Genomic DNA, 19,264 nt, shown 5'->3' with positions numbered 1-19,264 from the left:
GTCGGTCAGGGGATCAGAAGCCGGTCGGAGGCGGCGGGGATCCGCCCGCGCCCCTGGACGGGGCGTTCTGCGTGCCGGAGGACGGGCGTGCGCCCTGCGGCGGCGGGGTCGTGGTGGGCGGGGTGGACTGCCATTCGCCGCTCTGCCCTGACGCGGTACTCGCGCCGGATCCGCCCGGCCCCGGGCCGCCGCCCACCTGCCCGCCGGTGTCGTCGGACACGCTCGTCAGCGGGGGTTGAACGGCCGTCTCCAGGCCGGACTTGACCGCGTCGCCGCCTGGCGAGACACCGGTTCCGCCGCTCTGCGAACCCTCCTTGCCCTCGCCGCCTCCGCCGGTGGGGTTGGCAGCGATGTCGCCGGGGAACCCGCCGCCGTCGGGGCCTTGCGGTGGGGCACCCACGCCGGCGGCAGCGCCACCGGTTCCGGCGGTGGCTGCAGCAGCGGCGGCCTTGCGGGCTGCCTTCTCGGCGTGGGCCTTCGCGATCTGCGCACCGGCGCCGCCGGCCCGGTGGATGGATTCACCGTCGGTGCCGTCGGCTGCCCAGTGCACGAACTTGAAGACCGCGTACGGGCACAGCAGCACCAGGATCATGATCACGATGCCGGCCATGACGTCGGCGAGGGCGGCGATGCCATCCTTGGCCTCGGTCTTGCCCATGGCGGCGATACCGAGCACGAAGATCACGGTCATCAGGAGCTTCGAGACGACCAGGGTGGCGGTGGCTTCGATCCAGCCCTTGCGCCAGCGCCGGGCGACTTCCCAGCCGCCGCCGGCGGATGCGAACACGGCAAGGGTGACCATGACGAGGATGCCGACTTTGCGGACCATCATCACGCACCAGTAGAGGAAGGCTCCGATGGCGGCGCCGAGCCCGGCGACGACCGGGACGAGCCAGCCCAGGGCGGAGAGCCCCCCGATCTGGTTGACCTTCACGATGCGGCGCACGGCTGACTCGATGTTCAGGTGCGCGGTTTTGAACAGGCCGTCGCTGACGGCGTCGACGACTTCGACGGCCACCGTGGTCAGGGCGATGGCGCCGAACGCGAACAGAACGCCGCTCATGGTGCCGGTGAACGCTTGCGTCAGCGCTTGCCCGTCGCGTCGGATGGCGGCCCGGACCAGCTGTGCGCAGAACGTGGCGACCAGCAGGACCAGGCCCATTGGCAGGAGCATCTCGTAGTTGTCACGGAACCATCCGGCGTTCAGGTCCACCTTCGTGGTGGTGTTGACAGCCTCGGCGGCCAGGTCGGCTGCTGCGGCGGCCAGTTCACCGGCGGACTTCGCCATCCAGTCTCCGATGGCCTTGCCGGGGTCCGAGGCGAAATCCACCGCGTCACCGACCGCGCACAGCTTGTCGGCCAGGGGGTAATCACAGAAACCCACGAGGAGTTACTCCTCCTTTCTTGTCTCAGGTGCGGGTCACTGCGTGACGCTCGGAGCGATGGCGGCGAGGGTGCAGTCGTGGTTCGGGCGGCACTGGACGGCGAGGGTCACGGCCCGTTCTTCGGCCCCGACGCCGCCCTTCTTCCAGCTGAGCGTCTGCTTGCCGTTGACGGTGACGACGTAGATGTACGCCTCGGTGATCGCGGACGGGTCCTCGGCCACCGCCTGCTTGAACGCGCCGGGATAGTGGCCCTCGATCACGTGCGCGATGGCGTGCTGGTTCTGGTCGGCCATCCTCGACCACAGGACCGGGTCGGGAACCTGGCCGGAGACCGAGGCCCAGTCGGCGTACTTGGTCTCGGTGGTCATCCAGGCGCGCATGGCGGCGAGCTGCTTGTCGCGGCTGGTGTCACGGGTGTCGTAGGACCACAGCATCTGGGCCGCTGCCTTGGCGTAGGCGACCGGCTCGGAGATCTGTGGCGGCTTGGGCACCGACCCGGATCCGGATGAAGGCTTCGGATCGGGCTCGGAGGACGACGGGCTGCCGGTTTGGGCAGGCGCCGCGGTGTCCGGAGCTTGGTGGCTGGTCCCGCCCCCGGTCAGCATGGCCACGAGCCCGGCGATGGCGAGCAGGATGGCGACGGCGGCGGCGATGATCGCGACGCGTCGGTTGGCCGACCACCCCGAGCCGTACGAGGACAGTGAGTGGGAGGGGGATCGTTTCCGCATCAGTGGACCTGCGAGCCCAGGCCGGAGAAGAAGGCAACAATGCCGTTCGCGGCACCCAGACCGAGGGCGGCACCTGCGGCAACGACGGCGCCCTTCTTCCCGTTGGCCTCGGCCTGGTGGCCACCGGTGTGGTGGCCCCAGGCCCAAACGCCGAGCGAGATGGCAAGGGCACCGACGACGGCGATGATGCCGAACATGTTGATCGAGTTGACGACGTTCTTCAGCACGCTCAGGCCGGGCAGGGCCGCCGCCCTTGGGCGAGATTCCTGGGTCGTAGGCGAGCTGGATGACGCGGTCGGCGAGGGGGACGGACATAGGGGTGGTGGGGCTCCTTGCATACGCGGGCCCAGCGAGGGCCGGCAGGGACGGCGAAAGCGGAGGGGGAGGTGCGCGAAGGGCGGGAAGTGGCCGCAAGGCCGGACCGCCCTGGGCTAAACCGGGTGGGTGCGGCGTCAGAGGATGCGGCGGGCGGCGAGGATCGTCCAATCCTTGATCGGGGTGATCCGGACCGGCTTGGTGGTGCGGGGCGCCTCGATGACGAGGCCCTCGCCCATGTACATGCCGACGTGCTCGGGCCGTGCGGCGCTGCCGCGGCTGAAGATCAGGTCACCGGGCTCGAGGTGGGCGGGCGAGACCGCTTTACCCTCGCCCACCTGCGTGTACGTGGTGCGAGTGAGCGTGACGCCGGCGTGGGCGTATGCCTGCTGCATCAGCGAGCTGCAGTCGCAGCGGCCCATGGGGTCGGGGCCGTGCGAGTTCGTGCAGGATCCGCCCCACTGGTAGAGCGTGCCGAGCTGCTGCATCGCCCAGGCGATGGCCTTGCGCGCCTTCGGATCTGCGTCCTTGGGGGTCGAGTAACCCTTCGGGACGCTCCCCTCGGGGATGCGGCCGAACCCGGAACCGTCCTGACCCGGCGCGCAGCGGGGCGTGGCCGACTGCTGGGCCTGGTCCTGGTCGTGGTCCGTGTCCTTGCCGTCCGCGTCATTGCCACCGGGGAAGGTCTTGGCGATGGCACCCTGCAGCGCGGTGGCCAGCTTCTCCCACTGCGTGTAAGCGTCCGGCAGGCCGGACTTCTGCACGGCTTGTGCGGCTTGGGTGACGGTCATCTGCTGCCACCCGCTCACCTTGAGCAAGTGCTTGTAGAACTGCTCGCTTGCGTAGGTGGGGTCGCGGACCTGTTCTGCGCTGCCCCAGCCCTGGGATGGGCGCTGCTGGAAGAGGCCGAGGGAGTCGCGGTCGCCGTAGGAGAGGTTGCGCAGTCGGCTCTCCTGCATCGCCGTGGCGAGCGCGATGATCTGTCCTTTCTTGGGAACGTCGAGGGAGAGGCCGGCGGCCACGATGGTCTGGGCGTTGGGGACCTGCTCGGCGGGCAGATCCAGGCCCTCGACGTGCACGTCCTTAGCGGAGGCGCCGTCGAGGATCTTGGCGACCTGTTCGGCGACCTTGTTGCTGTCGACGTCGGTCAGGCAGTTGCTGAAGGAGCCGCTGCTCTGCACGGCGTCGGCCGAGGAGGCCAGCATCATGCCGGTGCCGGCGATCAGGATCGGGGAGAGGAAGACGACGCCGATGCCGGCGGCGAGCCCCTTCAACCCGAGCGGACCGCTGGCCGGTCAACGGTTTCGGGCATGGGTGGGTAGCGAGAGGTCATGAACGTGTCCTTGAGGGTGCGGTGTGCGGCGCGCTGCGTGCGCGAAGCATCTCGGAAGGGCGCGGCGGCCGGGGTGGGCGATCAAAGGGGTGCCGGTGTGAACGAGTTGCCGCTCGCTCCGTGTGGCCGGGCCACGCCACGGCGACGGACCGGGCCCCCGGGCCGTCAGCCACGGCGGAGCCGTCCTCCGCTACGTGTGGCCGGGCCGCGAGCTACGTGTGCCGGGGCAGAGATGCCTCCGTGAGATGTGGCAGTGGAGTAGCTAGCGGCGGTGTGCCCGGGCGGTTCAAAAACAGTAGGCGTGAATCGGCGGTTGACCAAAAAGTTGGCGTGAGGTACCGGAAACCGGTACCTCGACAGGGCGCTTCTTGGCCGTCGGCCGATTCGCCCCTACAGTTTTTGGACTCCCCTCGCCCTCCTCGGTCTGCGGCCCTGGGCATCTGCATGCCCTCGTCCCGCCCGCGAGGACTCCCGTGCGAGGCGGCTATTTCCCTCCGCGTTTCCGCACCGAATCGGGGTTCCTCTGTGCCTTTTTCCTTTCACCAGGGCGATGCTCTGGCCGTACTCTCCGGCCTTCCGGACGGCTGCGTCGACTCCGTCATCACTGACCCGCCCTACAACAGCGGGGGCCGGACCGCGAAGGAGCGCACCACGCGCTCCGCGAAGCAGAAATACACCTCCGCCGATTCCAAGAACGACCTCGCTGACTTCACCGGCGAGAACATGGATCAGCGCAGCTACGGCTTCTGGCTGACGCAGATCATGACCGAAGCCCACCGCCTCACGAAGACCGGCGGGACCGCCCTGCTGTTCACCGACTGGCGCCAACTCCCGACCACGACGGACGCTATCCAGGCTGCCGGTTGGCTGTGGCGCGGTGTCCTGGCCTGGCACAAGCCGCAGGCCAGGCCCCAGAAGGGCCGGTTCACCCAGAACTGCGAGTTCATCGTCTGGGCCAGCAAGGGGCCGATCGACGGCTCCCGCAACCCCGTCTATCTGCCTGGCATGTACTCGGCTTCGCAGCCCTCTGGCGCGAAGCGCCAGCACATCACGCAGAAGCCGGTCGAGGTGATGCGCGAGCTGGTCAAGATCAGCCCCGAGGGCGGCACGGTCCTCGACTTCTGCGCCGGCTCCGGCTCCACGGGCGTGGCCGCACTGCTGGAAGGCCGGGACTTCGTCGGAGTGGAGAAGACCGAGCACTACGCGTCGATCGCGGCCGACCGGCTCACCGAGACGATCCGCCGGTCCCTCGCGCAGGACGACGTGATTCTCACCGCCTGAGCCGGGCCCTTGCCCGCCGCCACGGCGACCAGCTCCCACGCGCAGCTTTCGGTGGAATACCGCCGAAGCAACGTGCAATCCGCTGGCGGCGGCACGCGAGAGCGCCCCGCACTTCCCTCATTCCGCGTCTCATAGGAGGCCGAACTTCTCCATGCCCGAATCCGCAAAACCCGCCGACGACGAAGAGTTGGAGCCGATTCGCCTTCCGGATCCGCAGCTGGAGGGAATCGAGGCGAGCGTGCGGCGGCTTATGGAGCAGTCGGCGCAACAGGCTCAGCAACTCGACCACCTCGCATCTGCCCCGTCGCCGAGTGGATCACCGTTCGCCGCGTTCGGCATTCCGGGACTCGGCGGCTCGCCGACCGCTGCTCTATCGGAGCCCCATCCGATCCTGGAACTGGACGGAGAGGAACGCGAGGACGAACTCGACGCTTTGTCCGACTGGGTTGACGACTTCTTCCTCCCGGTCTACGGGGCGGAGGTCACCACCGCGGCGCCCTGGTGTCTGCAGTGGCAGGAGCACGACGACGTCGTGGCCTGGCTGCATGCCTTGTGGCTCGCCTACCAGCAGCACAAGGACCCCGAATCCGGGCTCTCCGGCCTGCTCGTGTGGCACCGGGACTTCCTCACGCACGCCGTCGCCGCGATCCGTGCACCGGGCGGCCCGCTGTCGGCCTGCATGACCTCTCCCGATCGGCCCGCACACCGTCTCCTGCCCGGCCCGCCGCCTTCCGTACGCACGGAGACGGCGGCCACGGCGGAAGCCGCAGGGCCCGCGGAGCCGGACGAGCCGACGTCATGACCGCGGGACAGGGACAGCCTGCCTTTGGACTGAGCTTCGATCCGCGCGCGCTGACCGATCTCCTCCAGGCCCCAAGCGACGTACGCGACCTGACCCTCGCCTACCTGCAGGAAGTCGTGAACGGGCAGCGGTCCGGGTTGCGCCTCGACGGTGACCTGGAGGGTTTCAGGAAGCTGTTCGTGGACTCGCGCAGGGACTGGCGCGTCGTTTACGGAGTCCGCCCGGCACCCGCGGAATCCGCCCACCGCAAGGAGATCCACGTCGTCGCGATCCGGCCGCGAGCGGGCAACGACGTCTACGACGAGGTCGGCCGCCGTCTGGGCATGACTCGCCGACCGCTGAGCGCCCGCACCCACGCGGCACGCTCCCGTTCCCCGCAGCTGACCACCCGCGCGCCCGTGCCCCTGCCCGGTCCGCCGTTCACCGCGACGCCGGGTCTGCCCCGTCCCGCACCGAGCCCCGCGCACCATCCCACCCGATGAACGCATCGAGCGTCGTCCACGTCCCCTGAACCCGTGCCGACACCCACCCGGCTTGCGGTCTCTCCGCTCGACCATCGCCTCGAAGCCGCCACCGGGCACGACATCGACACCCTATGGCCTAGCGCGACCGTGGCGTCCTCGACGACCAGCACGCCCTGCTGGTCGACTGGCACTGGGAGCTGGCCAAGACCCAGACTGGCGTCATCTTCTACCTGCGCTTCCTCAACCGTCTTGCCACCGGCTAGTTCGATGTCGACGGCGCCCTGTTCAGGCGCATCGACCGCACTGTGGACCGGATGGAAGAGCTTGCCGACGCGAGGGACGCCGCCGCCCGGTCGGTGCTCGCCGCCTTGGAGCCCGTCGAAACCGCGGCAGCGACCACTGCCGCGCTGTTCGCCGCCTGCAGGACCCCCACGACGCGGACGTCGAAGGTCCCAGCTCGCCCCGGCCCATCGCGGTCCACCCCGGCACAGCGGCGCTGAACTCCACCGAAAGGCCCCTTGTTGTCTCCCACCGAACCGGCGCCGGTCCGGAAGCCCATCCCCCAAGTCGACTTCGACCTCGACGACCTCGACGCCGACGAGGAGAAATACCTCGACTTCTACCGCAGGATCGGCGTCCACGAGGACATGCTCGTCCCACTCGCCCTACACCACGACGGGCAGCACAGCTACTATGCCCTGTTCGACCGCACCGCGACCTGGGGACATCCCGGCACGCCCCAGGTGCTCGCCGTGCATCTGCAACGAGACTACGAGAAGCAGACGTTCAGCTTCGAGCAGGCCTTGCTGCCGCTGCCCGCGATGGCGCAGTCCTGGCTCATCCACCGCGGCTGCCCGCACGACGCCATCGGCCTCGACCTCGAATTGGGGCCGCCGCCGGCGGACGATGCCACGCGAGCGCTGGAGCGACGCCTCGCCGACGACGGCGACCACTACGCCACGGGCTACTCCTACACCAGCGACGACCCCGACGACATGGTCGTCGTCGTGGTCCTGCGCGCCCTGGACGAGCGTGCCCCGTCGCCGTTCCGCGTCGTGGTCGAAGAGGTCGACACCAGGGCGTGGACGCACACCCTGCGCGAGGGCGGCTTCGACACGGTGGGCGAGGCCCTGCAGTGGTGCGACGACCGGCTCGCTGGCGAGGCCGGCCCTCTCCCGCCGGTCCGCCCGGCAGCCGCCGCCAGCCGTCCGGCCGGTGTGGCGAAGGCCCCTGCTCCGCGCCTGCCCAGCCGTTCGCGCTGAGCGCTCAGCCCGAGGCGGGCGGCGCAACATAGTCGATGATCGCCGGTTAGCCAAACCGGCGATTCTCCGGACTCTTATACAGCCGCCGGGACAACCCCGCGGCACCCTTCCGTACATTCCCCACGCCTTCACGGAGGTTTCTTCCGCATGCGCTCCACCCGAATTGCCATATCCGCTGCCATGCTCGGCGCACTCGCTCTGCCGGTGCTGTCCGCCACCACCGCCAACGCGGCACCGACCGCCGACTCAGCTCTCCCTGCGAGCGGCTGCTCGTCCCTTCCGCCGCTGCCGTACGCAGTGCACGCCAAGGCTGTGACTATCCGGTCCAAGGCCAGCTCGAAGTCCACGGCGCTCGGCGTGCTCTACAAGAGCCACAAGTTCACCGGCTCCAAGAAGAGCGGCAACTGGGTCTACATCACAGACAAGACAACCGACGTCAAGGGCTGGGTCTCCGGCACCTACGTCTACCGCGACGTACGTATGTGCCTGGACTGACCGGACTTCAGCACGTCCCGGGCAAGCGCCCGATCGCCCGGTACGGGGCCCCTCACCTTTCCTACGCATCGGCCTCCCCAGAACAGGAGACCCCCTTGTCCGAATGCGTATCCGAGGATTCTGCGGATGTCGTGGGCATCCTCACCGAACGGATCGAAGCGCGCTTCGGCGTGGGCATGGACCAGTTGAAGGCCGCGGTCGCCGCCGCGCCGACCGCGGACGTTGACGCCACAGACGTCGTCAAGTGGCACGGCCTTCTCGTCGAGGCCCAGTCCGTGCTGGAGCGCGCGGAATTCGACCTCCTCGTCGCACTGCAGACGCAGCCCAGTGAGGTCGACGACCCGACGATGGACCTCGCCCACCGGGTGAACGCGGCCGTCACCGCCCGCGACGGCCGTGCAATGGTCGTGCGATGGCTCCTCGACACGGACGCCCCGGGGAAGAAGGACCTCGCCGCAAAGCGCCTCGCCCGCCTCCGACCCCGCACCGGCCCGGCGGTGCACACCAGCGCCCCCAACCGGCCCGCGGGTACAACCGCACCGGCGACAGCGTGGCGATCGGCAAGGGCAACCCGATGAGCCGGGGCAAGGCCTGCACCGTGGATGCCGACCTGCAGAAGGGCTTTGGTAATCCGGTCCCCGAACTGTACGAGGCGGCCGCCGGGGACGATGCCTCGCCCGCGCTCGCCCGGGCCCTAGAACTGCGGTCCTTCCTGGCACTCGCCGAGGAGCAGGTCGCCCGCGTCCGCGACCGAGTCCACGCCGACATGGATCCGGACCGCGACATGGGCGAACTCTCGGCGGACAAGCTCCGCTTCGACGCGCAGTGGCTGGAAGCCGCACTGGAGGCCCGCGACGGCTACCGCGCTGCCCTCGGCGAGCTGCTGCGCACCATGCCCCCGCCCGCCCAGCAGGCGCGGCCCGTTCGCACGGCACAGCTCAGGGCCACCGCAACCCTGCCCCTGTCTGCCGCCCGGGCACCCCCGCGTGCCGGGGCGGCCCGGGCCCGCCGACCGTGAAAGCCCTCGATTGCCCCACCCCAAGTCCACCGACATAGCCGGACGGATCGAGGACCTGTACGGCGCACCGCTCGCCGACCTCGAAGCGCACGCCCAGGACCAGCCGCCCGGCATGCTCTCCGCCCTGCTCGGCATGCACGACGATCTCGCCCTCGCCGAGCGCAGGATCGACCTCCACCGCGCCCACATCGCCCGGCTCATACACCCCGAGCGGCAGATCGGCCCGCACGAGGTCGCCCACCTCCTCGACGGTGCACGCCGCCTCGCCGAAGCCGTCGCCGTCCGCGAGGTCCAGGCCAAATCGGTCGCCGCCGTCCTGCAAAGCCTGGCACGGATCCCGGCCCCGAGGCCGGCCCCGCCGGCTTCCTCGACGCCTGCTCCAGCTCCGCCTCTTGCGGCGCAGAGCCCGGCGCACAGCCGCTGACCCGCAGACCATCCCCCCTTTATTTACCCAGGAGTTCCTGCCTTGGCCATGACCGCTCTACACCCTGACACCGACGCTGACATCGCCCGGGTCACCGAGGCCCTGGCCATGATCACCCCGCGCTGGAACGTGAGGATCCTCCTGGCCCTCTCCGGCCCGCCGCTGCGCTACAGCGAGCTGGCGGCCAAGGTGTCCTGGCTGCAGAACGGCCAGCTCCACCCCAAGCTCAAGGCGCTGTGCGACGCCGGACTCGTCGAGCGCACCGAACACACCTCACGACACGTGACCTACGGCCACACCAAACGTGGTGTTGCACTGCTGCCGGTCCTGCCGGTGATCGTCACCTGGGCCGAGGAACACCTGGAGAAGGCGGCCCGCCCGGTGCCCGCGATCGAGCAGATCGAGGACGGCCTCACCCTGCTCACCCGGCGTCACGCCGCCGCCATCCTGTGGGTGCTCAAGTCCCGCCAAGAGGTAAGCGGGCGGGCCCTGGCCCGGATCGTGATGCCCAGCAGCGACTGGACCAACATCTACCCGCCGCTTCGGCAGTTGGTCGCCGACGGCCTCGTCGACACCAAGGGCACCGGCCGGCCCTACCGGCTCTCCGCAGCAGGCGACGGCCTGAGCCCCGTTCTCGGCACCCTGTCCGCCTGGTCCGCCGGGCAGCCCCTCGACCAGGCGTCCCAACACCCGGTCTGGGGAATCCCGCAGGCGAAGCCCGCGCAGAGGCCGTGGGTAAGCAGCCAGTCACGGCCGGCCCCCGCGGATCTCCCGCCCGCTCGGCCGCCCCAGTCCTCTCTGACGTGGCACAACCGTGATCTCTTCTCGCACCCCACGACCGCCCGCCCGAAGGCAGCCGTGCCGGCGGGAGGCCCGCGCCGATGAGCACCCTCTACACCTCTGCCGAAGTGCACCGCGCTGTCGAACTGCTCGCCTCGCGCCCCCTGGTCCGCTTGGTCACCGAGATCGACGACAACGGCGCCGTACCGCCGCGACGGCTGGCCGGCGTCCTGCCCGACCTCTCCACGCGCCAACTGCGGAGTGCTTCCGGCACGGCCCGCGCTCACGGTCTCGTCCGGGTCGCGCCCGGCGCCGGTCTGGAACTGACAGACGCCGGGATGGAGTTGGCAGACCTGTACGACGCGATGGCCCGCTGGGCCCGGCGGCACACCGTCCCCGCCCCCGTCTGCGAGTTCAGCAGCCGTATCCGGCACGTCCTCGACCTTTTGGCACCATCGCTCACCGCCGAGCGAGCCGACCGTCCCTCCCCGCTGATCAGCGGCGGAACCGAGGCAGGCCTGGCCCGTCCCCGCACACTCCTGATCCAGTGGCTGGCCGAAAACCCCCAGGTGACCAGAGTCTCTGAGCCCGAGCCGGTCGCGTGAGCACAGCGGTCAACCCCCGGCACGCACGCCGCACCGGCGGGCTGATGCGAAGCATCTACCTGCCGCGCACGGCGGACGCGTTGGCGTTCGCGATGTCCACCCACGGCATCCCGCTGCTCGTCCTGGCTACGACGCGCTCCGCCGCGCTGGCGGGCGCAGCCTTCGCCCTGGAATGGATCCCGCGGCTCATTGCGTTCGGGTGGGCCGGATCGGCTGTCGACCGGCGCGGTGCCTCGGTGGTCTTCCGGCTGGCCTCCCTGGGCCGGGCGCTGGCACTGACCGTCGGCGCGGTCCTGCTCTACCTCCATCCGTCCGGCACCGTGGCGAGCGCGACCGTGATGGTGCTGGCGGCGACGACCGGCGTGCTCACCGAGTTCAGCTATATCGCGGCCGAGACCGCGGGCGCCGCCGCCGGACGCAGAGCCGGACGGCAGGCCCACCGTGTCCAGGCCGCCCTGCTCGGCATCGACCAGACGGCGACCCTGACCGGTCCGGCGCTCGCCGGAGTGCTCTTGCTTGCTGGGCCGCCGCCGATGCTCGCGGTGATCACCATGCTCTCGCTGCTTGCCGCGCTGCTGGCCCTGCGCACTCCGCCCTCGCCCGTGGCACCGGCCCGTGCACCGAAGGGGGAGTCCGGCACCGGACTGCTCACCGGGTTGCGCACCATCCGCTCGCTGCCCGCGCTCGGCTGGCTCGTGACCGGACTGACCTTGTCCAATCTGGCCACCGGCCTTCTCCAAGCGGCCGGCCCCGTGATCGTCGTCAAGCATTTCGGGCAGTCCACCACCGCTGTCGGCCTGGTCTGGTCCGCCGCTGCCGCAGCGACGCTCCTCAGCGTCACCCTCTGCCGGTTCGCGCTCGACCGCCTCGGCCTGTGGCCCGTTGGCGCCGCCTGCGCCGCCCTCTCCTCGCTCGGCTGTCTTGCCGCTGCCCAGGCCCCCGACTACCGGTCCTACCTCGTCTTGGTCGCGGTCCTCATGGCGGGCGAAGGCGGCATGACGGTCGTCCTGCGCACCCTGCGCTCGCGTCTGATCCCTCCGGAGAGGTTCGGCAGCACCCTGTCGGCGACGAACCTCATCCTCCTGCTGCCCTTCCCCGTCGCCGGTGTGCTCACCGCGCTCACCCCGCCCGACGCGCTGGGCCGCGTCATCACCGTCTGCGCCGCGCTGCAGGCCCTGGGACTGTTCTGCGCCTTCGTCCGCCTGCGCACTGATCCCGCCCTGCGCGCCTGACCCTGCTGCGTTCCCAGCCCGTGGGGAACTTCTGTCCATGGCCGTCCTCGGATCGCGCCGCGCGCCCGGTCGCACCATCACGAAGCAGTTCCCGCCTTCGACGCCACAACCCGTACGTTCACCGGGCCCAGAAGGGTATGGCCACCCGCCGTCTGGCCGCCGGCGCCACTCGGGTGAGCTTCAAGACCTGGGCCGCCGCCGTATTGCCTGAGACGCCCCTCTTCTCTCGTCCTGCCGCCCACCGATACGGAGAACCACTTCTTGTCCGCTCGTCCCCTCCTGCTCGTCGTTTCTCCCGGCGACGAGACCTATCGCGGCTACTGCCTGGAGCAGGTGGCCGCCGCGTACGACGTCGTCCTGCTCACCGGCACCGAGCCGTCGTGGGAGAAGCCGTTCATCGTCGCCCACGCCGTCGTCGATCTGAGCGACCCCGCAGCGCTGCTCGCCGGCGGCCGAGCGCTGGCCGAGTGCCACGACCTTGCCGGCGTGGTCACCTGGGACGAGTGGCACCTCGTCCCCACCGCCCGTCTCGCTCGCGCGCTCGGTCTGTCCGCGACGTCCGTTGAGGTGATGCGGGCCTGCCGCAACAAGACCACCGCCCGCACCTTGTTCGCCCGCCATGGCGTGCCCTCGGCCGCCTCGATGAGGGCGCCGAACCTGTTGGAAGCCGGCCTGGCGACGATGACCCTCGGCTTGCCGGCAGTCGTCAAGCCCGCGGCGTTCGCGGGGAGCATCGGCGTGATCCGCGTCGACCGGCCCGAAGAGCTGCCCGCCGCGTTCGCGTTCGCCTCGGCCGGCGCGAGCCGCAGCCGCGAGGACACCGGCGTCCTGGTCGAGGAGTACCTCGACGGGCCGGAAGTCTCGGTCGAATGTGTCACCCACCGCGGCACGACCACTGCGGTCGCCGTGACCCGTAAGCACCTCGGCCCCGCGCCGTACTTCGACGAGACTGGGCACACCGTCGATGCCTCCGACCCGCTCCTGGCCCAGGTCGCCCCGGCCGCCGCTGCCGCAGTCAAGGCCCTGGGTATCACCGACGGCGTGCAGCACGTCGAACTGCGCCTTGTGGACGGGGGTCCGCGGCTGATCGAGGTCAACGCGCGCCTCGGCGGCGACATGATCGGTCACCTCGTCCGTCTCGCCACTGGCATCGACCTGCCTCGGGCCGCCGCCGATCTCGCCTGCGGCCGAGCGCCGGACCTTGCCCCGACCCGCTGCGGGGCTGCGGGCATCCGCATGCTCTACCCGGACGCCTCCGGCACTCTCACCGCGCGGCACATCAACCAGCCCTTCGCCGCCCACACCCCCTGGCTGCGCCAGGTGCAGTGGATCCGCGAGATCGGCGACCAGCTCGTCCTGCCGCCCGATGGCGACCTGTTCACCGCTCGGGCCGGGTTCTACATCGTCACCGGCCGCACCACCGCCGAGGTCACCGGACGCCTTGACACCGCCGCTGACGAGATCACCGTCACCACGAGGGCGGACCGTTGAACCCACAGCCCGATTCGCACCACGAGATCGACGGCGACGTCTACGTCTCCCCACGCCACCTCGCCTCCACCACCGGAACCGGCGACCGCGCCCTCGCCCCGCTGCTCGCACTTGGCTGGGACCTGCGGTACGACGAGGACTCCAACGTGTACGTGAGCGCTCCTGACCGGCGCGTACGCTTGGGCTACCTGCCCGAAGGCCAGGACGACGGACTCTGGCGCATCAACGCCTACAAGGAGTCCTTCGGACAGCCGGCGTGGGGCGTCTGCTTCAACGACCGCGTCCCCACCGAGTTTGTCCAGGCGTTCATCACCGTCCTGGCCACGGCGTACGAGCAGGGGCCGGACGCATACCTTGCCCGGCCGCTCCCCGGCATCGACGAGCACGATCCCTTCCTCGCGGTCGTGCCGCTTCTGAAGCAGGGCTGGGAGATCGACCGTCCGCGTTGGGGCGTCTTCGCGGTCCAGGCCCCGGACGGGCTCGCCGGCATGGAGTTCACCACCGGCGACCTGGATCCGGAAGCCGAACTGACCACACGGGACGCCCGCTGGCAGCTGTGGGCAGGCAAGTCCGTCGACCGGCCTGTCTGGTACGCCACGGCCAGCACCGACACTCCTGTCGCTCTGCTTACCGCCGTCACCGAGTGCGTCGCCGACCCGGCACCCCTTCCCCGGTGGCGCGCGGTGACCTCCAGCTACATCAAGGGGATGGCCCAGCTCACCCCGATCCTCCCGCCCGGCCCGCCGTCTCCCACTCCGCTCGACGTGCAGCGGGCCGTCGCATCCCGCCGTCCGGCTGCGCTGCCCGCAGCCAGCGTTCCGCGCTGGAGCACCACCGGCCGACTGACCCTGCCCGGCCCGCGCCGGTAAAACCGCCCAGTTGACCGGAGATCCTCTTGTCCTTGCACGCCGTCAAGTTCTTCGCCGAACTCCGCCTGTCCTTCCCCAGCGGTACCACCGTAGGCACCATGTACCGTCAACGCCGGGTGCGTCGGGCTTCTCGGATGAGGTTGATGAGAGCGGCGTCCTTCTGGCACACACACCCGGGGGTGGGAAGCCGGTGGTCGATCATCTGGTCGGGCCGGGGGCCAAAGCGGGTGTCGTACTCGATGCGTCGTGGAGGCCCGGCGACCAGGCCCGTGCCGCGTGCGATCCAGGCGCCGACGACCAGGCAGGCGGCCTGCTGGGCCACGAACGCGGCCGAAGGACGGAACCCGTCGTCCGTTCCACCGGTCAGCTCAGCCGAGTTGATCAGCCCGCACACCGGCCGTCCGAGGAACTGCCCGACGAGCTCACGCTGTTGATTGTCCAGGCATTCCAGGTCCCGTTCGGTCAGCGGCTCCTGCCCGCGGGCGATTCGGGATAGCGGGAGCCCGGTCAGTTCATGCAGTCGTTGCTCCGCGCTCTTCCCGGTGTGGTTGGCCTTGAAGTAGCAGCGCAGGCAGGGGCCGGTGGGCAGTGCCTCGTGCAGGGCGACAGTGGTGCCGACCGGGCCGCCGGTGCTGCCGTCTAGGGTGAGATCGACCTGCAGCCGCTGCAGGTCGTGCCGGGCCTCGACGCTGTCCAGTCCGCCCAGGACGATCCGGGGCCACGGCAGGGTGCCCGCATCGACGGCCTCGATGGAAGCCTGGATCGTCCCGTGGAACGGGATCACCTCGATCCGCCGTAGGCGTGCGTCGATCAACCGCGCCTTCGGCAGGCCTGCAGCCGCGTCGGCCAGGGTGCCGATGCTGTACGAGGTGACGTTCGGTTTCTCGAAGACCTCCCTGTCCACCACCGTCAACTCGCCGGAGACCCGCAGCAGGTCCAGGACCAGGGCGATGCCGGTGCCGATCGCACCGCCTCCGCCCAGCAGCACCTGCTCCAGCGCAGGCAGCGGGACGACGGCGATCCCGGGTTGCTCACTGGGGAGGACGGGGCAGAAGTCCACCACCGGGGTCACCTGGAACTTCCCCTCCGGCAGCCCGGCAACGACCTTGAACGCCTCGCCGGCCAGCATCGCCGCCGTGAGGACCGCGCCCAGCCCGGTGCCGGGCGCGTTGAGCCGGGGGAAAGGATGACCGGTGTGCCGCAGACGGGCACCGTGCCCGTCTGGTGCACCGGCCACCGCAGTACCCAGCGGTGGTGCGGTTCCCACGTGCAGATGCAGCGGCGCCCTGCTCTGGGCCTCGCCGATGCGAAGCGGCCGGTCCGGATCGATCCCGTTCGCCGTTTCCACCAGCCTGCGGATGAGTTCGTCGTCGAGCCGTCCCGGTCCGCGGCCGGGGTCCAGACTCAGCCGGACCGGCCACCGGCGCAGGTCCGCCACCAGAACTTCGAGAGTCTCGGCGGCCGCAGGCAGGTGCCCGTCCGCCGTCAGGTGGATCAGGATGCCCTCCATCCGCTCCCGCAGGGTGGCCTCTTTTACGCCGGCGGCCAGGCCGCCCAGGCGGACGCTGCGGCTGTAGTCAGTACTCACGGACACCCTCCTCGTCGAACACCACGGTGCGCACCGGGGGCAGCGCCGGGTCGACAACCGGAGCGGTGCAGGGCACCCAGTCCTGCTCGAAACGCCACCACCCCCACGACTCCGGGTCGGCGGGCGGCGCCGCGTAGGTCGGGACAACAGCGCTGATGAACCCCGGCACCCGCAACGAGTACGCGCGGTCGGTCCGCGACAGGAAAGCCTCCTCGGGGTGGGAGTGGATCATCGCCCGCACCCGGTAGGACCGTTCCTCGGCGAAGGTGAACAGCCGGTCGTACGCGACCGCGCTTACCGTGAACAGGCCCGGACCCCGCACGATCCCCGCTGTCCCGGCCACCGCCACGGCCAGCACGTGCATGTCCGACCGCCCGGTCACCAGCAGCGACATGGTCACCCCCGGCCCCCTGGCCCGCCACCCCCGAGACCTCGACCTGCTCCTCGCCGCACTGACGACACCGTCACCCGACGAGAACAACCCCTGGAGCGTCACGCTGCCCACGGCGCAGTGCCCGATCGGCCAGCTCCGCGTGGCGGTGTGGGCCGACGACAGGAGCTGCCCCGTCGACCGCAACACCGCCGACGCCCTCGCCGCCCTCGAACGGAAACTGGCATCCGCCGGCGCCAGTGTCCACCGCACCGCGGGGCCGGTCGGCTTCGCTGAATCCCTCCGCCTCTTCGAGCAGCTCCTCCACGCCACCGCGACGGCCGTCACCGACGACGCCGCCGGCGAGGCCGAACTCGCCGCCGCCCGTGACCTGCACACGGATGACGCGAGCCCACGGGCCGCCATCCTCCGTCACCGCACGCAGACACACCGCGCCTGGCTCCGCGCCAACGAGGAGCGCCTCCGGCTCCAGCAGACGTGGCACCTGTTCTTCGTCGACGGTCAGTACGACGTCCTCATCACGCCCGCCGCTCCCACCGCGGCGATCCCGACCGGGAGCCGTTCTCTCACGGTCGACGGCGTCGAACGGAGCTTCTTCGATCAGACCGGATGGGCCAACCTCACCAGCCACGTCGGTCTGCCCAGCCTTGTCATGCCTATTGCGTACGGCGACGACGGCCTCCCGATCGGTGTGCAGCTCGTAGGGCCGGCCTATGCTGATCGGACCTTGCTCGTGATGGCCGACCACTTGGCGCCCCTGCTCGGAGGGACGGCCGAGGGCGTCATCGCACCATGGAGCGGATGACCTCTGCGCCATATTCGGGTCCGGAAGATGCTCAGTTACCTGGCCGCAGCCCTGCCAAGCCACACCGGGGCCGGGGCCCGGCTGCTCGCCGTGCAGTGCGCACTACGCATGGACTCTCAAGGGCGGGTCCGGCTGCCGATTGGAGTCTTGCGCAGCCTTCGCCTCGGCCGCGATCCGCTGCCGTGGAGCGAACTGGAGCAGGCGCGGTGGCTCCGTAGAACGACGACCACCCCGGGCTCTGCCGACAGGATGGTGGTTGCCCAGATCCTCGACGAAATGCTGGGCGATTTTCTCAACTGCTCTGCCTGGTTGGGGAGGTGGCGGGGTGGTGCCCATTTTGTTCGTTGCCCACCTCGACCCTCGACCCTCGACCCTCGCCCGGTCGTCCCGTCGGAACCGGCAGCGCGTCTGGTCGCCGACCTCGTGCTGGAACGGGACTGCCTCGATCCGCTGCAGCATCACCGAACCGTCGTGGGGCTCGCCGACCGGATCGGCCAACGTCTCCGCGGCGAGAGCCGGATCGCCGGCGGGTTCACCCCCACCGTGCGCTACGCCGACCGCAGCTCCACCGCACGTACACGCATTCTGCCGGAACCCGCCAACCACTCACCCACCCTCGTATCGGCCGCCCTGGGTTAGCTGACCGGCCTCGGGCTGCAGCGAGCGAGAGTCCGAGCCTTCGTGATCCGCGCCGAGGACCCGCTGCCGGCTGGCAACGCCTCATACGTGACGTTCGGGCCCTGCGCCGATACTGCCCGTGAGCCTGTGCGTCCGGACGCGCCATAGATCCCCATCGGCAGGGAGTGGATCGCTGCCTCCCCTTCCAGGTCCGAGCGTAAGGCACCTTCATAGATATCAAACGCTTGACCAGAGACAGTCCCCTGAAATACTTTGAGGACATGCCTCGGACCCTTGCTCTGACAACGGGCCCTTCTTCCGGCATTGGTGCCGCGTATGCCCGCCTCCTGGCAGACACCTCGGATGTCGTCCTGATGGCCCGCCGTGTCGACCGGTTGCAGGGCCTGGCTGATGAACCCCGTAAGGCCTGTGCCGCAGTGGAATCCCTTCCCGCGGACCTTTCCACCCGCGAGGGCATCGCCACGGTGAGGCACCGTCTGAGCGTTGCCCGCTGTCGGCGCCGGACGGACGGGCCCCGCAGCACCCTGTACATCGCGGCCAGGCCGCCGCTGTTGCCTTCACCGGGATACGCACCCAGGTAATCGGCCCCGTCCTGGTGGCCACCGAGTTTCACCAGAGCATGGGACAAGCCGTCCCCGTCATGGCCGCCGAGGACGTCGCGCGAGCTGGCCTCCCCGGGCTTCGCCCGGGAGAGACGATCTGCGTCTCCGGCCTGGAGGAGGGCCCGTCTGCCCGGGAACGACGGCCGGGCCGGGCTCGCCTGCGGAAAACAGCGACGGCTGGTTGCCCTGCGCAACCCGGAGATGTTCAGAACGAGTTTCGGGGGCGTCGGATTCAACCAATCAAATGGAGATTGATATGAGTAGGTTCAACGCGCAAGAAGTCGGTTACCTGGAAGAGCAATTTCTTGGGCGACTCGCAACGACAGGTAAGTCGGGCAAGCCGCATGTGGTGCCCATCCGGTACCACTTCGATCCTGAGCACGAGGTGATCAAGATTGGAGGTCGCTAGATGGAAGGAAAAGGCCAGGAGCGGCTGTGCCTTCGCCATCTCGGGGTCAATCCGCAGGCGGCGTTGGTGGTCGACGACGTGCCGGATGTGCAGACGTGGCAGCCGCGCGGAATCCTCATCAAGGGGACGACCGTCCTGCACACGGAGGGTGGCGAGGTTCTGGAGCCGGGGTTCGGGCCGAACTGGATCGAGGTAGTACCCAACTTCGTCAGGTCCTGGGGCATTGACACCCCTGCCCTGTAGTCCACTGTTCCTGAAAACGGTTGAGCCTGGAACCACGGGGCCTGAGAAGCTCCAGCTCTGCGCCGCGGCGAAGTCGCCCTCGCGATCCCAGGTTTCTCCCGCC

21 protein-coding genes and 1 pseudogene are annotated in these 19,264 nt (G+C 69.9%); 16 read left to right on the top strand and 6 right to left on the bottom strand.

Translation table 11 applies throughout. The annotated features are described in order from the left end of the window. Window positions 1-13 precede the first annotated feature (13 nt). The 4 genes and pseudogenes from M2266_RS05185 to M2266_RS05170 form a co-directional block, all read right to left on the bottom strand. A complete protein-coding gene (locus tag M2266_RS05185; RefSeq protein ID WP_277437057.1) occupies window positions 14-1,384 on the bottom strand; it encodes an ATP-binding protein in 1,371 nt (456 codons plus the stop codon). A gap of 36 nt (window positions 1,385-1,420) precedes the next feature. Continuing rightward, window positions 1,421-2,113 (bottom strand): hypothetical protein, encoded by a 693-nt coding sequence (locus tag M2266_RS05180; protein WP_277437056.1) that lies wholly within the window; start codon window positions 2,111-2,113, stop codon window positions 1,421-1,423. Beyond that, a pseudogene (locus M2266_RS05175) lies at window positions 2,113-2,428 on the bottom strand (DUF6112 family protein). Before M2266_RS05175 ends, M2266_RS05180 begins: the two are co-directional and overlap by 1 nt. A 137-nt stretch (window positions 2,429-2,565) precedes the next feature. Next, complete coding sequence (locus tag M2266_RS05170; RefSeq protein ID WP_277437055.1) at window positions 2,566-3,702, bottom strand: C40 family peptidase; 1,137 nt, start codon at window positions 3,700-3,702, stop codon at window positions 2,566-2,568. Between the two features lie 584 nt (window positions 3,703-4,286). On the opposite strand from M2266_RS05170, the gene M2266_RS05165 reads away from it, so the two are divergent. The 13 genes from M2266_RS05165 to M2266_RS05105 all read left to right on the top strand — a co-directional run bounded on the left by M2266_RS05165 (window position 4,287) and on the right by M2266_RS05105 (window position 14,484). Further along, on the top strand, window positions 4,287-5,042 hold the full coding sequence (locus tag M2266_RS05165) for a site-specific DNA-methyltransferase (RefSeq protein WP_277437054.1): 756 nt from the start codon (window positions 4,287-4,289) through the stop codon (window positions 5,040-5,042). Between the two features lie 250 nt (window positions 5,043-5,292). Beyond that, a complete protein-coding gene (locus tag M2266_RS05160; RefSeq protein ID WP_277441071.1) occupies window positions 5,293-5,844 on the top strand; it encodes a DUF4913 domain-containing protein in 552 nt (183 codons plus the stop codon). After that, window positions 5,841-6,326, top strand: coding sequence for a hypothetical protein (locus M2266_RS05155; protein ID WP_277437053.1), 486 nt, complete (start codon window positions 5,841-5,843; stop codon window positions 6,324-6,326). Before M2266_RS05160 ends, M2266_RS05155 begins: the two co-directional genes overlap by 4 nt. Before the next feature lie 500 nt (window positions 6,327-6,826). Further along, window positions 6,827-7,570: a hypothetical protein gene (locus M2266_RS05150; RefSeq protein ID WP_277437052.1), complete on the top strand. Its 744-nt coding sequence runs from the start codon at window positions 6,827-6,829 to the stop codon at window positions 7,568-7,570. Between the two features lie 147 nt (window positions 7,571-7,717). Further along, complete coding sequence (locus tag M2266_RS05145) at window positions 7,718-8,065, top strand: SH3 domain-containing protein (protein WP_277437051.1); 348 nt, start codon at window positions 7,718-7,720, stop codon at window positions 8,063-8,065. Between the two features lie 95 nt (window positions 8,066-8,160). Then, complete coding sequence (locus M2266_RS05140; RefSeq protein WP_277437050.1) at window positions 8,161-8,643, top strand: hypothetical protein; 483 nt, start codon at window positions 8,161-8,163, stop codon at window positions 8,641-8,643. Next, window positions 8,640-9,083, top strand: a complete 444-nt coding sequence (locus M2266_RS05135) for a hypothetical protein (RefSeq protein ID WP_277441070.1) — start codon at window positions 8,640-8,642, stop codon at window positions 9,081-9,083. The genes M2266_RS05140 and M2266_RS05135 overlap by 4 nt, the downstream gene beginning before the upstream one ends. A gap of 10 nt (window positions 9,084-9,093) precedes the next feature. Beyond that, window positions 9,094-9,507, top strand: coding sequence for a hypothetical protein (locus M2266_RS05130; protein WP_277437049.1), 414 nt, complete (start codon window positions 9,094-9,096; stop codon window positions 9,505-9,507). A gap of 42 nt (window positions 9,508-9,549) precedes the next feature. Then, window positions 9,550-10,392 carry a winged helix-turn-helix transcriptional regulator gene (locus M2266_RS05125; RefSeq protein ID WP_277437048.1) on the top strand — a complete coding sequence of 281 codons (843 nt, stop codon included), beginning with the start codon at window positions 9,550-9,552 and terminating at the stop codon, window positions 10,390-10,392. After that, window positions 10,389-10,892, top strand: a complete 504-nt coding sequence (locus tag M2266_RS05120; RefSeq protein ID WP_277437047.1) for a regulator — start codon at window positions 10,389-10,391, stop codon at window positions 10,890-10,892. Before M2266_RS05125 ends, M2266_RS05120 begins: the two co-directional genes overlap by 4 nt. Next, window positions 10,889-12,124, top strand: a complete 1,236-nt coding sequence (locus M2266_RS05115; RefSeq protein WP_277437046.1) for an MFS transporter — start codon at window positions 10,889-10,891, stop codon at window positions 12,122-12,124. The genes M2266_RS05120 and M2266_RS05115 overlap by 4 nt, the downstream gene beginning before the upstream one ends. A gap of 261 nt (window positions 12,125-12,385) precedes the next feature. Beyond that, window positions 12,386-13,615: an ATP-grasp domain-containing protein gene (locus tag M2266_RS05110; protein ID WP_277437045.1), complete on the top strand. Its 1,230-nt coding sequence runs from the start codon at window positions 12,386-12,388 to the stop codon at window positions 13,613-13,615. Continuing rightward, on the top strand, window positions 13,612-14,484 hold the full coding sequence (locus tag M2266_RS05105; RefSeq protein WP_277437044.1) for a DUF317 domain-containing protein: 873 nt from the start codon (window positions 13,612-13,614) through the stop codon (window positions 14,482-14,484). Before M2266_RS05110 ends, M2266_RS05105 begins: the two co-directional genes overlap by 4 nt. 106 nt (window positions 14,485-14,590) lie before the next feature. Here M2266_RS05105 and M2266_RS05100 read toward each other — a convergent pair whose 3' ends face one another. Beyond that, the gene (locus M2266_RS05100; protein WP_277437043.1) at window positions 14,591-16,072 is read right to left on the bottom strand and encodes a hypothetical protein; all 1,482 of its coding nucleotides are present in this window, start codon (window positions 16,070-16,072) and stop codon (window positions 14,591-14,593) included. Beyond that, window positions 16,062-16,466: a hypothetical protein gene (locus M2266_RS05095; protein WP_277437042.1), complete on the bottom strand. Its 405-nt coding sequence runs from the start codon at window positions 16,464-16,466 to the stop codon at window positions 16,062-16,064. Before M2266_RS05095 ends, M2266_RS05100 begins: the two co-directional genes overlap by 11 nt. Between M2266_RS05095 and M2266_RS05090 the strand changes: the two genes are divergently transcribed. From M2266_RS05090 to M2266_RS05080, 3 genes are all read left to right on the top strand, one after another. Next, complete coding sequence (locus M2266_RS05090; RefSeq protein WP_277437041.1) at window positions 16,435-17,268, top strand: amidase family protein; 834 nt, start codon at window positions 16,435-16,437, stop codon at window positions 17,266-17,268. The genes M2266_RS05095 and M2266_RS05090 overlap by 32 nt on opposite strands. A gap of 27 nt (window positions 17,269-17,295) precedes the next feature. Further along, a complete protein-coding gene (locus M2266_RS05085) occupies window positions 17,296-17,907 on the top strand; it encodes a hypothetical protein (protein WP_277437040.1) in 612 nt (203 codons plus the stop codon). A gap of 1,011 nt (window positions 17,908-18,918) precedes the next feature. After that, window positions 18,919-19,161: a hypothetical protein gene (locus tag M2266_RS05080; protein WP_277437039.1), complete on the top strand. Its 243-nt coding sequence runs from the start codon at window positions 18,919-18,921 to the stop codon at window positions 19,159-19,161. The last annotated feature ends 103 nt before the right edge of the window (window positions 19,162-19,264 follow it).

The organism is Streptomyces sp. SPB162 (assembly GCF_029504575.1).
In the GTDB taxonomy this organism is placed as follows: domain Bacteria; phylum Actinomycetota; class Actinomycetes; order Streptomycetales; family Streptomycetaceae; genus Actinacidiphila.
The sequence above is the reverse complement of the archived record's forward strand: the minus strand, read 5'-3'. Positions and strand labels throughout refer to the sequence as shown.

Excerpts from the sequence above, each read along its gene's own strand:
- M2266_RS05180 (WP_277437056.1), bottom strand. The coding sequence starts at position 2,113 with ATGCGGAAACGATCCCCCTCCCACTCACTGTCCTCGTACGGCTCGGGG.
- M2266_RS05095 (WP_277437042.1), bottom strand. The coding sequence starts at position 16,466 with ATGTCGCTGCTGGTGACCGGGCGGTCGGACATGCACGTGCTGGCCGTG.
- M2266_RS05155 (WP_277437053.1), top strand. The coding sequence starts at position 5,841 with ATGACCGCGGGACAGGGACAGCCTGCCTTTGGACTGAGCTTCGATCCG.
- M2266_RS05090 (WP_277437041.1), top strand. The coding sequence starts at position 16,435 with ATGTCCGACCGCCCGGTCACCAGCAGCGACATGGTCACCCCCGGCCCC.
- M2266_RS05135 (WP_277441070.1), top strand. The coding sequence starts at position 8,640 with ATGAGCCGGGGCAAGGCCTGCACCGTGGATGCCGACCTGCAGAAGGGC.
- M2266_RS05120 (WP_277437047.1), top strand. The coding sequence starts at position 10,389 with ATGAGCACCCTCTACACCTCTGCCGAAGTGCACCGCGCTGTCGAACTG.
- M2266_RS05160 (WP_277441071.1), top strand. The coding sequence starts at position 5,293 with ATGGAGCAGTCGGCGCAACAGGCTCAGCAACTCGACCACCTCGCATCT.
- M2266_RS05145 (WP_277437051.1), top strand. The coding sequence starts at position 7,718 with ATGCGCTCCACCCGAATTGCCATATCCGCTGCCATGCTCGGCGCACTC.
- M2266_RS05080 (WP_277437039.1), top strand. The coding sequence starts at position 18,919 with ATGGAAGGAAAAGGCCAGGAGCGGCTGTGCCTTCGCCATCTCGGGGTC.
- M2266_RS05085 (WP_277437040.1), top strand. The coding sequence starts at position 17,296 with ATGCTCAGTTACCTGGCCGCAGCCCTGCCAAGCCACACCGGGGCCGGG.